The 12,887-nt window shown below is 70.5% G+C and carries 12 protein-coding genes and 1 tRNA gene; 6 read left to right on the top strand and 7 right to left on the bottom strand.

Going from position 1 to position 12,887, the window contains the following annotated elements; all coding sequences use genetic code 11:
- Nucleotides 1-55: 55 nt before the first annotated feature.
- From ACJQWM_RS13585 to bioB, 6 genes are all read right to left on the bottom strand, one after another.
- A complete protein-coding gene (locus ACJQWM_RS13585) occupies nucleotides 56-724 on the bottom strand; it encodes a hypothetical protein (protein WP_332707404.1) in 669 nt (222 codons plus the stop codon).
- A 75-nt stretch (nucleotides 725-799) separates the two neighbouring features.
- The gene (locus ACJQWM_RS13580; protein WP_332707407.1) at nucleotides 800-1,822 is read right to left on the bottom strand and encodes a multidrug resistance efflux transporter family protein; all 1,023 of its coding nucleotides are present in this window, start codon (nucleotides 1,820-1,822) and stop codon (nucleotides 800-802) included.
- Between the two features lie 425 nt (nucleotides 1,823-2,247).
- Nucleotides 2,248-3,165: a malonyl-ACP O-methyltransferase BioC gene (bioC, locus tag ACJQWM_RS13575; RefSeq protein ID WP_332707410.1), complete on the bottom strand. Its 918-nt coding sequence runs from the start codon at nucleotides 3,163-3,165 to the stop codon at nucleotides 2,248-2,250.
- A complete protein-coding gene (gene bioH, locus ACJQWM_RS13570; RefSeq protein WP_411306897.1) occupies nucleotides 3,162-4,010 on the bottom strand; it encodes a pimeloyl-ACP methyl ester esterase BioH in 849 nt (282 codons plus the stop codon). The genes bioC and bioH overlap by 4 nt, the downstream gene beginning before the upstream one ends.
- Nucleotides 4,011-4,020: 10 nt before the next feature.
- A complete protein-coding gene (gene bioF / locus ACJQWM_RS13565; RefSeq protein WP_332707416.1) occupies nucleotides 4,021-5,229 on the bottom strand; it encodes an 8-amino-7-oxononanoate synthase in 1,209 nt (402 codons plus the stop codon).
- A 3-nt stretch (nucleotides 5,230-5,232) separates the two neighbouring features.
- Nucleotides 5,233-6,348 (bottom strand): biotin synthase BioB, encoded by a 1,116-nt coding sequence (bioB, locus tag ACJQWM_RS13560; RefSeq protein ID WP_411306896.1) that lies wholly within the window; start codon nucleotides 6,346-6,348, stop codon nucleotides 5,233-5,235.
- A gap of 49 nt (nucleotides 6,349-6,397) precedes the next feature.
- Here bioB and ACJQWM_RS13555 point away from each other — a divergent pair, with 49 nt between their 5' ends.
- Nucleotides 6,398-7,165 carry a ComF family protein gene (locus ACJQWM_RS13555; RefSeq protein ID WP_332707419.1) on the top strand — a complete coding sequence of 256 codons (768 nt, stop codon included), beginning with the start codon at nucleotides 6,398-6,400 and terminating at the stop codon, nucleotides 7,163-7,165.
- Nucleotides 7,166-7,195: 30 nt separating this feature from the next.
- On the opposite strand, the gene ubiA is transcribed toward ACJQWM_RS13555, so the two are convergent.
- The gene (ubiA, locus tag ACJQWM_RS13550) at nucleotides 7,196-8,083 is read right to left on the bottom strand and encodes a 4-hydroxybenzoate octaprenyltransferase (protein ID WP_332707422.1); all 888 of its coding nucleotides are present in this window, start codon (nucleotides 8,081-8,083) and stop codon (nucleotides 7,196-7,198) included.
- A gap of 126 nt (nucleotides 8,084-8,209) precedes the next feature.
- On the opposite strand from ubiA, the gene ACJQWM_RS13545 reads away from it, so the two are divergent.
- The 5 genes from ACJQWM_RS13545 to ACJQWM_RS13525 all read left to right on the top strand — a co-directional run bounded on the left by ACJQWM_RS13545 (nucleotide 8,210) and on the right by ACJQWM_RS13525 (nucleotide 12,563).
- Nucleotides 8,210-8,286: transfer RNA gene (locus tag ACJQWM_RS13545), tRNA-Arg, on the top strand.
- Nucleotides 8,287-8,423: 137 nt separating this feature from the next.
- Nucleotides 8,424-8,939, top strand: coding sequence for a c-type cytochrome (locus ACJQWM_RS13540; protein ID WP_332707425.1), 516 nt, complete (start codon nucleotides 8,424-8,426; stop codon nucleotides 8,937-8,939).
- 158 nt (nucleotides 8,940-9,097) lie between these two features.
- Entirely contained in the window at nucleotides 9,098-9,802 is a 705-nt protein-coding gene (locus tag ACJQWM_RS13535) for an alpha/beta hydrolase (RefSeq protein ID WP_332707428.1), read from the top strand.
- Nucleotides 9,795-11,141 carry a cell division protein ZapE gene (gene zapE, locus ACJQWM_RS13530; protein ID WP_411306895.1) on the top strand — a complete coding sequence of 449 codons (1,347 nt, stop codon included), beginning with the start codon at nucleotides 9,795-9,797 and terminating at the stop codon, nucleotides 11,139-11,141. Before ACJQWM_RS13535 ends, zapE begins: the two co-directional genes overlap by 8 nt.
- A gap of 102 nt (nucleotides 11,142-11,243) precedes the next feature.
- On the top strand, nucleotides 11,244-12,563 hold the full coding sequence (locus ACJQWM_RS13525) for a M20 family metallopeptidase (RefSeq protein ID WP_332707434.1): 1,320 nt from the start codon (nucleotides 11,244-11,246) through the stop codon (nucleotides 12,561-12,563).
- The last annotated feature ends 324 nt before the right edge of the window (nucleotides 12,564-12,887 follow it).

Raw genomic sequence — 12,887 nt, 5'->3', positions numbered from 1 at the left:
ACGCGACCTTGCGAAATCGGCGGGACACGATTCCGGTTCGCGGCTGAAGCCGCTCCTACAGAGGTGGTGGCGGCGGGGCTGGAGCAGCGCTGTCGATGCCGGCCAGCTGCTGCAGGCCTTCGCCCAGCAGCAAGCGGGTCACCGCGGCGCGCTCGGCAAGCGGGCGGCCGTGCAGTTGCTCCAGCAACCAGCCGAGCGAGCGACAGCGCGCGTCCTGCGCGCTGCCGTTGAGGCCGGCGGCGAAGCCGTCGTTGATCAGCGCGGCACGCACCCCGGCGGCCTTCAGCGCCTGCCGCGCGGCGGGTTCATCGTAGGGCTGCGGCGGATGCTGAGCCGCGCCGATGAAGACCTCGGCCAGCGCGTTGGCAAAATCCTGGCGGCTGGCTGGCCCGAGCCGCGAGGCGGTCGCGTTCAGCCCGGCCAGGCTGCGGTCGGCCTGCGGGTCGAACAGCGCGCACAGCGCCTGCGCCTCGTCGGGCCGCTGCGCACTGCGGTGCACCGCCTGGAACAGGCGATCGACCGCGGCGTCCGGCGCGCGCCGCAGCAGGACCTCGCCATCGGCGGCCAGCAGCGCCGGATCGAAGCCCCAGCTTTGCAACGGCCGGTCCTGCGCTGGCACGCCTTGCAGCGGCGCAGCCTGCGGCTGCGCGACGGCCGCACCGGCGCAGCAGGATAACGACAGGAGCAGGAGCCAGCGGCGTCCGGCGGCAGTGGGTTCGTGCATGGTGATTCCGGTGGAAGGCAGTGCCTGCGAATCTAGCCCGGACCTGCTGAACCGGACATCTGCGCGCGCACCGGCTCAGGCGCCGCGATCACCGCGCAGTTCGCGGGTGGCGCGCGGATCGCCGGCCGCGGCACGTGCGGCGACCCAGCTGAACAACACGATCCCGACCATCACCACGCCGGCGCCCAGCAACGTGCGTCCCTGCGGCCAGGACTCGCCCAGCCACAGCGCACCGAACAGGGTGGCGAACAGGATTTCCGCGCCCTGCATCGCCTCCGCTGCCGCCAGCCCGGTCGGGTTGTTGCGGACCATGCCGGTGGCATGGAAAAACAGCACCGTGGCGATGATGCCGGCACCCACCGCGACGCCCGCCGCCAGCCACACCTGGTGCAGCGGCGGCGCGCCGGCGTCGATGCCGGCGTGGATCGCGACCAGCCACCACAACGGCTGGCTCGCCAGGGTCATGCCGAACACGCGCTGGGTCGCGTTGAGTTCGGGCGCGCCCGGGGTCGCGGTCCGCTCCAGGTGCAGCAGCAGGCCACGGTTGCCCAGTGGATAGGTGACCGCGCTGACCAGCAGGCAGATCACCGCGATCCAGCCTGCGCGATCCAGCGCACCGTCGCTGAAACCCCACTGCATCAAGAACACCCCGGCGATCACCACCAGCCCGGCCCACAACGCCGGCAACGGGATGCGCGCGCGCGCATCGTCGCGCCGCGCGTTGCGGTACAGCAGTGGCGCACACAGCATCCCGGCGATCACGGTCAGCTGGAACGTGCCCGCGACCAGCCACGACGGCCCGCTGGCCGCGGCGAAACTCAGGCAGGCGTAGAACAGCACGAAGCCAATCGCGCTCCACTTCAACCACGGCCACGGGTGTGCACGTATCGCGCGCCACACCGGCCCGACCCCGCCCTGCCAGCGCATCACCAGCAGCATCAGCGGCAGCGCGATGAAATAGCGCAGCGAGGCGGTCCACGCCCAGTGCCCGCCCTCGACCGCGGCCGCGCGGTTGAGCACGTAGGCGCTGGTGAAGAACAGCGCCGAGAGCAACGCGATGGCGACGGCGAACAGGGCGTGGCGACGGTACGGATTCATGCGATCACTGCGCAATGGTGGTCGGCCGGCGGGTGCCGGACGGATGTCGTGGAGACAGAGCTTTTGACGCGGATCAGAGCGAAAAATAGCCGATCAAAGCGGAATCGAACTGTTGTACGAAAAAGCCTTATCTGCCTTTTTTCGCTCTGATCCGCGTCTGAAGTCCTTGAACCTCATCGCGGCTGAAGCCGCTTCTACAGAAGCCGGGTGGGATCAGCGGCGGCGGATGGGTATCGGCCGGCGGGTGCCGAACGGGGTGTCGTAGAGGCAAGAACATTTGACGCGGATCAGAGCGAAAAGAGCGGATCAAAGCGGAATCGAACTGTTGTACAAAACGCCTTATCCGCTTTTTTTCGCTCTGATCCGCGTCTGAAGCTATTGACCCTCATCGCGGCTGAAGCCGCTCCTACAGAAGCCGGGTGGGATCAGCGGCGGCGGATGGGTATCGCCGAGAGTGGCACCTGCACCTGGTCGATGCCGTCGATGCGGATCGGCGCGCCCGGCGGTGGGGCCCAGGCTTGGGCGTAGATCACCTCCCAGGTCGCCGGCAGCCGGCCATCGCGCGTGCGTAACTGCTCGTAGGCCTGCGCCGCACGGGCGAACCGCGCGCGTCCGGTCAGGCTGCGGCGGCGCTCGACCATCGCGTTGGTCGCGCCGAGCGTGCGCAGCTCGCGCATCAGTCCGGCCAGTTGGTCGTGATGCAAGGTGAACTCGTCGCGGTCGAGCACCGGGTCCTTGAAGCCGGCGGCGATCAGCGCATCGCCGAACTGGCCGATCGCCGGGAACAGGCTGACGTGCGGCGCGTCGTCGGCTTCGGAGAACGCCCCGCGCAACTCGAACAGGGTGTCCGGGCCGAACGTCGACGCCAACAGCAGCCCGCCGGGCCTGAGCACGCGACGGAACCCGGCGAACACCGCCGGCAGGTCCTCGACCCACTGCAGGCACAGGTTGGAGAACAGCACGTCGACGCTGGCATCGCGCAGCGGCAAGGCGCGCGCGTCGGCGCAGACCGGCGCCGGGCGGCGCGGGAACGGCAGGAACGCGGGGCGCCGACCGCCGGCGTTGCGCCGGCTTTCCTGCAGCATCGGCAGGGCCAGATCGAGCGCGATCACCTGCGCCCTGGGCCAGCGCTTCTGCATCGCCGCGCTGGCATGGCCGGGCCCGCAGCCGAGGTCGAGCACCACCTCGGGCGTGCGTGCAGCGATCGCCGGATCGTCCAGGTAGTCGAGCGACTCCATCAGTCGCGCGCCGACCTCACGCTGCAACGCGGCGGCGCCGTCGTAGCCGTGCGCGGCGCGCGAGAACGCGCGGCGGACCTGGCGGTGGTCGAACAGGTCGGTCATGGCCCGCGGGACTCGGGACTCGCGACTCGGGACTCGACGGAGTCGCTGGAGCGTGCGGAGTGGCCGTGGGGCACGTCACGCGCAAAAGCCGCGGCCGCGAACGCGTCGATCTCGCGCGCCACCTCCGCGGCCGCCGCCAGGAACGGCGCATGCCCGGCATCAGCGATCACCACGCTGCGTGCATCCGGCGCGAGTGCGGCCGCGGCCGGCATCGCGCCGGCCGGAACCAGGCGATCGCGGCGGCCGGAAATCCACAGGCTCGGCACGCGCAGACCTGCCAACTCGTCGCGCAGGTCGAGCGAATCCAGCAGGCCCAGGCCCTCCTGCAGCGCGCGCTCGGACGGCTCGCCGCGCGCGAATGCCTGCACCTTGAGCCTGCGCAACTCCTCGCGCGCACCGGCCGAGCCGAGCGCTTCGAGCGCGAGAAAGCCGTCCAGGGTGCCGCGGAAATCGTGGGCGAGCGCGTCGCCGAAGTCGCCGAACAGGCTCGCCTCGACCCCGTGCGCCCAACCCGGGCGGGCAACGAAACACGGCGAGGAGGCCACCATCACCAGGCCGCGCACCTGTTCGCGGAAATCCAGCGCGATGCGCAGCGCGAACTGGCCGCCGAGCGACCAGCCCAGCCACACCGCATCGGGCACGCGTGCGACCAGTTCGGCCGCCAGCGTCGCCGGCACCAGCGGGGTCGTGTCCTCGCGCGCGTGGCCGTGCCCCGGCAGGTCGACCAGATGCAGGGTGTAGCGATGCTCCAGCCGTTCGACCAGCGGCGCGAACAGCCCGCCATGCATCGCCCAGCCGTGGATGAGTGCCAGCGCCGGTCCGCGGCCGCGGGTCTGGATGAACATCGCGCTAGCCTTACCGCGAGAGTTCGGCGAAGCGCGACTCGGCTTCGGCCCGGTCGCGCGCTCTCGACAACGCGCCGGCCAGGCCGTCGATGTCGTCCGCGGTGTGCAGCGCCGACAGCGTCACCCGCAGGCGGGCGCGGCCTTCCTGCACCGTCGGCGGACGGATCGCGGTGACCCAGTAGCCGTCCTGCTCGAGCGCAGCGGCCATCGACAGCGCGCGCGTCTCGTTGCCGCAGATCACCGGCTGGATCGGCGTCTCCGACGGCAGCAGGGTCAGGCCGGCCTTGCCGGCGCGCTCGCGGAAGCGTGCGATGTGCTCGAGCAGTTTTTCGCGGCGCCAGTGTTCGCTGCGCGCGAGCTTGACCGCGGCCAGGCTCGCGGCGGCCTGCGCCGGCGGCAACGCGGTGGTGTAGACGTACGGCCGCGCGGTCTCGGCCAGGTGCTCGATCAGCTCGGCATCGCCGACCACTGCCGCGCCATAACCGCCGAGCGCCTTGCCCAGCGTGGCCAGTTGCAACGGCACCGCTTCCAGCCCGAGCCTGGCCTCGGCGACGCTGCCGCGCCCGTCGGGGCCGCGCACGCCGACCCCGTGCGCATCGTCGACGTACAGCAGGGCCTTCTGCACGCGCGCGACCAGCGCCAGCTCGCGCAGCGGCGCGACATCGCCGTCCATCGAGAACACCCCGTCGGTGGCCAGCAGCGCCATTCCCTCGGGCCGGCTGCGCAGCTGCCGGATCGCGCCTTCCGGGTCCAGGTGCGGGTAGCGCCGCAGCCGGCAGTTGGCCAGGCGCGCGGCGTCGATCAGGCTGGCATGGTTGAGCCGGTCCTGCACGCAGACGTCCTCGTCGCCGAGCAGGCTCTGCACCACCGCGAGGTTGGCCATGAAGCCGCTGCCGAACAGCAGCGCGCGAGGTGCCTGCAGCCAGTCGGCCAGCTCGCGTTCGAGCGCATCGTGGATCACGTGATGGCCGCACACCAGATGCGAACCGATGCCGCCGGCGCCCTCGCGCGCGGCGGTGTCCTGCAACGCACCGACCACCGCGAAATGCTGCGACAGACCGAGGTAATCGTTACTGCAAAAGTTCAGCAGCTCGCGTCCGTCGACCGTGGCGCGTGCGCCGTCACGGTGGCTGACCAGGCGCCGCACCCGCGTGCGCGCGGCCGCAACCCGCTCGGCGCGCGCCGCCGCGATCCGCTCACGCCATTGCGCCCGGGCCATGGCTCAGGCGGCGCGCGATGGCGTGGTGTCGATTCCTTCGACGGCGTGCTCCGGGATGGCGCGCTCCTCGACGGCATGCTCCTCGACGATCCCGGCATGCACGGTGTTGCTGCGGATGCCGGAATCCTCCACCACCTGCATCGGCCGCAGGCCGAGCCGCGCGAACAGCGCCAGATCGCGCTCGGTATCGGGGTTGCCGGTGGTCAGCAGCTTCTCGCCATAGAAGATCGAATTGGCGCCGGCCAGGAAGCACAGCGCCTGCAGCTCGTCGCTCATGCTCTCGCGACCGGCCGACAACCGGACCATCGACTGCGGCATCAGCAGCCTGGCGACCGCGATGGTGCGTACGAACTCGAACGGATCCAGCTCTTCAAGCGCAGCGTCATCGGCCAGCGGCGTGCCTTCGACCTTGACCAGCCGGTTGATCGGCACCGAATCGGGATGGGCCGGCAGGTTGGCCAGGGTCTGCAGCAGGCCGGCGCGCTGCGCGCGGCTCTCGCCCATGCCGACGATGCCGCCGCTGCAGGTCTTCATGCCGACGTCGCGCACGTGGCCCAGGGTGTCGAGCCGGTCCTGGAACTCGCGGGTGTGGATGATCTCGTTGTAGAACTCCGGCGCGGTGTCGAGGTTGTGGTTGTAGTAGTCCAGGCCGGCAGCCCTGAGCGCGAGGGCCTGCTCACCCGACAGCATGCCCAGCGTGGCGCAGGTCTCCAGCCCGAGTGCTTTGACCTCGCGGATCATCGCGGCGACCTTGGGGATGTCGCGGTCCTTGGGCGAGCGCCAGGCCGCGCCCATGCAGAAACGCGAGGCGCCGGCGGCCTTGGCCTGCCGCGCCTTTTCCAGCACCGCATCAAGGCCCATCAGTTTCGTGGCGTCCACGCCGGTGTGGTAGCGCTGCGCCTGCGGGCAGTAGCTGCAGTCCTCCGGGCAGCCGCCGGTCTTGACCGAGAGCAGCGTGCTGACCTGGATCTCGGCGGCGTCGAAGTGCTCCCGGTGCACGCCCGCGGCGCGGTGCAGCAGCTCCGGGAACGGCAGGTCGAACAGCGCGCGGACCTCGCCACGGGTCCAGTCGTGGCGCAACGCGCGCGCCGGCGCGGGGGTTTCACTGACAGCGGGCATGGGAGTTTTCCGACGGACACGGCAGGCCGAGATCGGCAGTCTGGAAAGCATGCCCGGCACTGTCAACCTGATCGCCCCCGGACAAGTTGACGACGCTGCCACGCAGGCACGGCGCGATGGCCGCTGGGCATGGCTGGTCCGCCGCATCTGGCCTTCACGGTGCCTGCTGTGCGGCGAGGCCGGCCACCTCGGCCGCGACCTCTGCGCGGCCTGCACCCGGCAACTGCCGTGGAATTCATCCGCCTGCGCACGCTGCGCGGTGCCGCTGCCACCACTGGCCGACGCGTCCACCCGAACCTGCGGCGCCTGCCTGCGCCGGCCTCCGCCACAGGCCGCATGCCGGGCGGCGTTCGTCTACGGCTTCCCGCTGGACCGATTGCTGCCGCGGGCCAAATTCCACGGCGACCTGGCCGCCGCGCGGCTGCTGGCAGGCCTGATGGCGCAGGCCTGCGGCGACGCCGGGCGGCCCGACGCGATCGTGCCGTTGCCGCTGCATCCGGCCCGGCTGCGCCAGCGCGGCTTTGATCAGGCGCTGGAGCTTGCGCGGCCGCTGGCGCGCGCACTGGTCCTGCCGCTGCGCCCCGACCTGCTGCTGCGCCGCCGCGACACCGCCCCGCAGTCGCGGCTGGACGCCGCCCAGCGCCGCCGCAACTTGCACGATGCCTTCGGCGTGCCAAGTGGCGCGGTGCTGCCGGCGCACGTCGCGCTGGTCGATGACGTCATGACCACCGGCGCGACCCTGCACTCGGCGGCCGGGGCGTTGCGCCGCGCCGGCGTGGCGCGGGTCGACGGCTGGGTCTGCGCGCGGGTGCCGTAGCCTGCGGTTGTAGGAGCACGGAGCCCGCGATCATGCCTGGGCGTAATCCAGCGCCAGTCCGGCAAACACCACCGCCCCGACCCAATGGTTGTGCAGGAACGCGCGGAACAGCTTGGCGCGATCGCGGCCGCGCGCGATCCAGAACTCCCAGCCCACCAGCACCAGCGCCGCGCCGACTCCACTCCAGTAGTACGCCCCCAGTCCGGCGCGCTCACCGACCAGCCACAGCGCCACGAAGAACACCGCGTACAGCACCCCCTGCGCGATCAGGTCGAGTTCGCCGAACAGGATCGCGGTCGACTTGCTGCCCATGCGCAGGTCGTCGTCGCGGTCGACCATCGCATACCAGGTGTCGTACGCGGTCGCCCAGGCGATGTTGGCGACATACAGCAGCCAGGCCAGCGCCGGCACCTCGCCGCGGATTGCCGCGAACGCCATCGGGATGCCCCAGCCGAACGCCAGGCCGAGGTAGACCTGCGGCAGGTAGGTGTAGCGCTTGAGGTAGGGGTAACTGGCCGCCAACGCGATGCCGACGAAGCTCAGGTAAACCGTCAGGCGGTTGAGCGTGAGCACCAGCGCGAACGCCACCAGCATCAGCACCGCAAACAATGCCAGCGCCTCGCGTCCGCGCACCGCGCCGGTGGCCAGCGGCCGGCCGCGGGTGCGCTCGACGTGCGGGTCGAGCCAGCGGTCGGCGTAGTCGTTGATCACGCAGCCGGCCGAACGGGTCAGCCAGACCCCGGCGCTGAACACCGCCAGGGTCCACAGCGGCGGCACGCCCTCGGCCGCCAGCCACAGGCCCCACCAAGTCGGCCACAGCAGCAGCAGCCAGCCGACCGGACGGTCGGCGCGGACCAGTTGCCAGTACAGCGCGAGTCGGGTCTTCCAGGGCGATGTGCGGGGTTGCGCGTGTGTCATGTGGCGGGCAGTGAGTCCAGCTGGAGAAAGACTGAGGATAGGCCCAGCGCGCGCGAGTGCTTTTGCCGCTAGAATGCCAGCCCCGCGCGGCCGGTCGTTGTCGACCATGCCGCCGGATTTCGCCAGGCGCCCGTAGCTCAGCCGGATAGAGTAGTGGCTTCCGAAGCCATTGGTCGGGGGTTCGAATCCCTCCGGGCGCGCCATCTCCAGTGCCTCGTGCGCCGGGGACCGGCCCTATACTGGCGAACGGCCGCCCCGTTGCGGCCGGTTTTTGCAACTTTTTTGCAGGTGTTCTGGTTGATGGCTTCGCGCGCCGGCCGGCGCGTTCAACAGGTGGATCGTGCGCAATTACGACCTCGAGTTCCTCAAGAAATTTTCGCTGGTGATCGGCTTCTTGGTGCTGGTCACCCTCGGTCTGATGGTCGGTGCGTACATCCTGCATCGCAGCTTGCCGCAGGAGGTCCACCCGATCGTCGCGCAGCGCACCCAGAACCGGATCGCGCCGGTCGGTGCGGTCTACGCCGGCAGCACCGGCGCCGCCGCGCAGGCCGCGGCGACCGCAACGGCCGCCGCCGCGGCGGCCGCGCAGGTCGCCTACGGCGGCACGCTGGATGGCCAGGTGATCTACAACAACCTCTGCGCCGGCTGCCACAACTCCGGCGCCGGCGGCGCCCCGACCCTGGCGCAGGCGCAGTGGACCGCGCGCCTCGACCAAGGCACCGAAACCCTGCACCGGCACGCGATCGATGGCTTCACCGGCAGCGCCGGGGTGATGCCGGCCAAGGGCGGCAACCCGGCCCTGACCGACGAGCAGGTCATCGCCTCGGTCGACTGGATGCTCGAGAACCTGCAGTAGCGGCGCACCGCCGCGCTATCGCACGACGCCGCCTCCGGGCGGCGTTGTCGTTTCGACCGGCGAGCGTTTGATCCCCCTTTCGAAAAGGAGGGAGTCAAAAAAGCGAAGCTCAGGGCTTCCTGCACGGTGCCTTAACAGCGGCCCGTATGATGGGCGCCATGACCAGCCCCGCAGCTTCGAATCCGGCGTTTCCCAACGAGGACTCCACCACGCTGATCCTGCCCGGTCCGGCCGGCGCGCTCGAGATGATCGTCGAGGCGCCCGAAGCCGCCGCGCGGCCGCTGGTGGCGGTGCTGTGCCATCCGCTGCCGACCGAGGGCGGCACGATGCACAACAAGGTGGTGACCATCGCCGGGCGCGCGCTGCGCGAATGTGGCGCGGCCACGGTGCGGTTCAATTTCCGCGGCGCCGGTGCATCGGAGGGCACGTTTGACGACGGCGCCGGCGAGGCCGACGACCTGCGCGCGGTGGTCGCCTGGGTACGTGCGCAGCGCCCGGACGCGCAGCTGTGGCTGGCCGGTTTCAGTTTCGGCGCCTATGTTTCGCTGAAGGTCGCGGCCGAACTGGCGCCGGGCATGCTTATCTCGATCGCGCCGCCGGCCGGGCGCAGCTGGGAGTTCGACGCGATCACCCCGCCCGAATGCCCGTGGCTGGTGATCCAGGGCGAAGCCGACGAAGTGGTCGACCCGGCCGCGGTCTACGCCTGGCTCGACGAGTTGGAGGGCCTCAAGCAAAAGCCCGAGCTGGTGCGCATGCCCGACACCAGCCACTTCTTCCACCGCCGGCTGATGGACCTGCGCGGCGCGATCAAGAACGGCATCAAACCGCATCTACCGGCCGCACCCCCGCCGCCCCATGAGTGACCCGGCCGAGGGCGCGTCGCCGTCGGCGCGTTATGCCGCCGGCGTGGGCCGCGGCGAATGGACCGACGACCCGGCGCAGCATCCCGCGCTGCGCGAACTCGACCGCCTGCACGCCGCCCTGCTCGACTCGCCGAAGGTCGGCTTGCTCGACCGACTGCGTGGCAAGCGCCCCGAGCCGCCGCGCGGCCTGTACCTGTGGGGTGGAGTCGGCCGTGGCAAGACGTTCCTGATCGACCTGTTCTTCGACGGTCTGCCCCTGAAAGACGTCGCGGCCGCAGGCTGCACCGGTTCCCCTTCTCCCGCCCGCAGGGCGAATCCGAGCGGCTCGCGCGCCACTGGCGCGCGCGAGGAAGAGCGCCCGCGCCGCTGGCGCGGGCCGGGGCGCGAAGCGAGGTGGCCCGAAGGGCCGGATGAGGGCACGCGAGAAACCTGTATCGGCGACAACACATTCTCCGACTCCCAGCTCATCGACGGACCCGGCAAGCGCCGCACCCATTTCCACCGCTTCATGCGCGAGGTCCACGCCCAACTGCGCGCGCACGCCGGCGAGAGCGACCCGCTGGTGACGATCGCGCGCGAATGGCGGCGCCGGCTGCGCGTGCTGGTGCTGGACGAGTTCTTCGTCAGCGACATCGGTGATGCGATGCTGCTGGCGCGGCTGCTGGGGCGGCTGTTCGCCGAGGGTGTGGTGCTGGTCACCAGCTCCAACACCGAGCCGCGCGATCTCTACCGCGACGGCCTGCAGCGCGAGCGCTTCCTGCCCGCGATCGCGCAGATCGAGCGGCACTGCTGCGTGCTGTTGCTCGACAGTGCGCACGACTACCGGCTGCGCGCGCTGACCCGTTCGCCGGTGTACCGCACGCCACAGGCGCAGGCCACGGGCGAGCCGGACAGCGAAGCCTGGTTGCAGTCGCGCTGGGACGAGTTGACCGCCGGCGCGCCGCGCGGGCATGACGGCCAGGAGCAGGGCCCGCTGCGGATCGAGGGCCGCGACATCCCGGTGCGCGCGCTGGCCGAGGGCCACGCCTGGTTCGACTTTGCCGCGTTGTGCGAAGGTCCGCGCGCGGCCAGTGACTACATCGAGATCGCCACCGAGCACCACACCGTGCTGCTCGGCGGCATCCCGTGTTTCGACGGCCGCAACGACGACGCCGCGCGGCGCTTTGTCACCCTCATCGACGAGCTGTATGACCGCCACGTCAATCTGGTCTGCGCCGCCGCCGCGGCGCCGCCGGAGCTCTACACCGGACACAAACTGACCGGTGCGTTCGAACGCACCGCCTCGCGCCTGATCGAGATGCAGTCGGCCGAGTACCTGGCGCTCGCCCACCGGGGGTAGCCCGGACATCTCGATCTCGTCGTTCCCAGGCGCTCCCCGGCCAGCGCGGCCATGATCCGCGCGTTGCCGTAGCATCGGCAGCACCAACTAGGGAGAACACCGATGCGCCGACACCCACTTGCCGCAATCCTGCCGGTCGTGCTGACCGCGCTGCTGGCGCCGCAGGCCCACGCACAGAACACGCAACGGCCCGAGGTCGGCGCCGCGGCCGAGCGCTTGCAGGACGAGGTGGTCGCGCTGCGCCGCGACTTCCACCGACATCCCGAACTGTCCAACCGCGAGGAGCGCACCGCGGCCAAGGTCGCCGAGCACCTGCGCGCGCTGGGCCTGGAGCCCGAGACAGGCATCGCCCACCACGGCGTGGTGGCGATCATCGACGGCGGCCGGCCGGGTCCGAAGCTCGCCCTGCGCGCCGACATGGACGCGCTGCCGGTAACCGAGCAGACCGGGCTGCCGTTCGCCTCGGAGGTCACCACCACGTTCAACAACCAGACCACCGGCGTCATGCACGCGTGCGGCCACGACGCCCACACCGGCATCCTGCTCGGCGTCGCCGATGCACTGGTGGCGATGCGCGACGAGCTGCCGGGACAGGTGATGCTGGTGTTCCAGCCGGCCGAGGAGGGCGCGCCGGTCGGCGAGAAAGGCGGCGCATCGCTGATGCTGGAGGAGGGCCTGTTCGACCAGTTCAAGCCCGATGCGATGTTCGGCCTGCACGTGTTCTCCTCGCTGCAGGCCGGGCAGATCGCCGTGCGCAGCGGGCCGCTGATGGCGGCCTCGGACAGTTTCTCGATCACCGTGAAGGGCCGCCAGACCCACGGCTCGCGGCCATGGGGCGGGGTCGACCCGATCGTCGCCGCGGCCGACCTGGTCGGCACCACGCAAAGCATCGTCAGCCGTCGCAGCGACCTGGCACTGCAGCCGGCGGTGGTCAGCTTCGGCGCGATCAACGGCGGCATCCGTTCCAACATCATTCCCGACGAGGTCGAACTGATCGGCACCATCCGCACTTTCGACGATGGCATGCGCGAGAAGATCTTCGCCGACCTGCGCAACGTCGCCGAGCACGTCAGTGCCGCGCATGGCGCGAGCGTGGAGGCGCACGTCCCCCATCCGGACGGCAACCCGGTCACCGTCAACGACCCGGAACTGACCGCGCGCATGCTCCCGAGCCTGCAGGCCGTCGCCGGCGCCGACAACGTGGTCCAGCCGTCGCTGATCACCGGTGCGGAGGACTTCTCCTATTACGCGCGCGAGGTGCCGGCGATGTTCTTCTTCGTCGGCGCGACCGCGCCGGGCATCGATCCGCTGACGGCGCCGAGCAATCATTCGCCGCTGTTCACGCTCGACGAGTCGTCGCTGGACCTGGGCCTGCGGGCGATGCTGCAGCTGACCCTGGATTACCTGCACGGGGAGGAGTAACGGACGCGATTGTCTGGTGTTGCTGTTGCTGATTTTCGCTGTTGGCTGTTGGCCCGTTGATCTCAACGCGAGCCGATCTACTTCGCTTCGGCACAGACCCGAAGGGCGGCGGCCATGGATGGCCGCCGTTTTCCGACCGAGGCAGGATGCCGAGTCGGAAAATCCCCGCGTCGCCCGCACGATGAGGTGTTTGAAGTGTCGAGGAAGGGCCTTTCTTTGGTTGGTGCAGTCAAGTTCCAAGTGCATCACCCGGAGCAAGCCCGTCGCGCGCCTTGATGTAGTGCTCGAAATACACTTCGGCCGGCGAACGCCACTGGAGCGTCT

This window comes from Novilysobacter longmucuonensis, from assembly GCF_046600735.1.
GTDB lineage: Bacteria > Pseudomonadota > Gammaproteobacteria > Xanthomonadales > Xanthomonadaceae > Novilysobacter_A > Novilysobacter_A longmucuonensis.
Note: the sequence above shows the minus strand (reverse complement) of the source record. Positions and strands in the feature narration are given on the sequence as shown.

What these genes read in the sequence shown, in the direction of transcription:
- ACJQWM_RS13585 (WP_332707404.1), bottom strand. Translation starts at nt 724, where the DNA reads ATGCACGAACCCACTGCCGCCGGACGCCGCTGGCTCCTGCTCCTGTCG.
- ACJQWM_RS13580 (WP_332707407.1), bottom strand. Translation starts at nt 1,822, where the DNA reads ATGAATCCGTACCGTCGCCACGCCCTGTTCGCCGTCGCCATCGCGTTG.
- bioC (WP_332707410.1), bottom strand. Translation starts at nt 3,165, where the DNA reads ATGACCGACCTGTTCGACCACCGCCAGGTCCGCCGCGCGTTCTCGCGC.
- bioH (WP_411306897.1), bottom strand. Translation starts at nt 4,010, where the DNA reads ATGTTCATCCAGACCCGCGGCCGCGGACCGGCGCTGGCACTCATCCAC.
- bioF (WP_332707416.1), bottom strand. Translation starts at nt 5,229, where the DNA reads ATGGCCCGGGCGCAATGGCGTGAGCGGATCGCGGCGGCGCGCGCCGAG.
- bioB (WP_411306896.1), bottom strand. Translation starts at nt 6,348, where the DNA reads ATGCCCGCTGTCAGTGAAACCCCCGCGCCGGCGCGCGCGTTGCGCCAC.
- ACJQWM_RS13555 (WP_332707419.1), top strand. Translation starts at nt 6,398, where the DNA reads ATGCCCGGCACTGTCAACCTGATCGCCCCCGGACAAGTTGACGACGCT.
- ubiA (WP_332707422.1), bottom strand. Translation starts at nt 8,083, where the DNA reads ATGACACACGCGCAACCCCGCACATCGCCCTGGAAGACCCGACTCGCG.
- ACJQWM_RS13535 (WP_332707428.1), top strand. Translation starts at nt 9,098, where the DNA reads ATGACCAGCCCCGCAGCTTCGAATCCGGCGTTTCCCAACGAGGACTCC.
- zapE (WP_411306895.1), top strand. Translation starts at nt 9,795, where the DNA reads ATGAGTGACCCGGCCGAGGGCGCGTCGCCGTCGGCGCGTTATGCCGCC.
- ACJQWM_RS13525 (WP_332707434.1), top strand. Translation starts at nt 11,244, where the DNA reads ATGCGCCGACACCCACTTGCCGCAATCCTGCCGGTCGTGCTGACCGCG.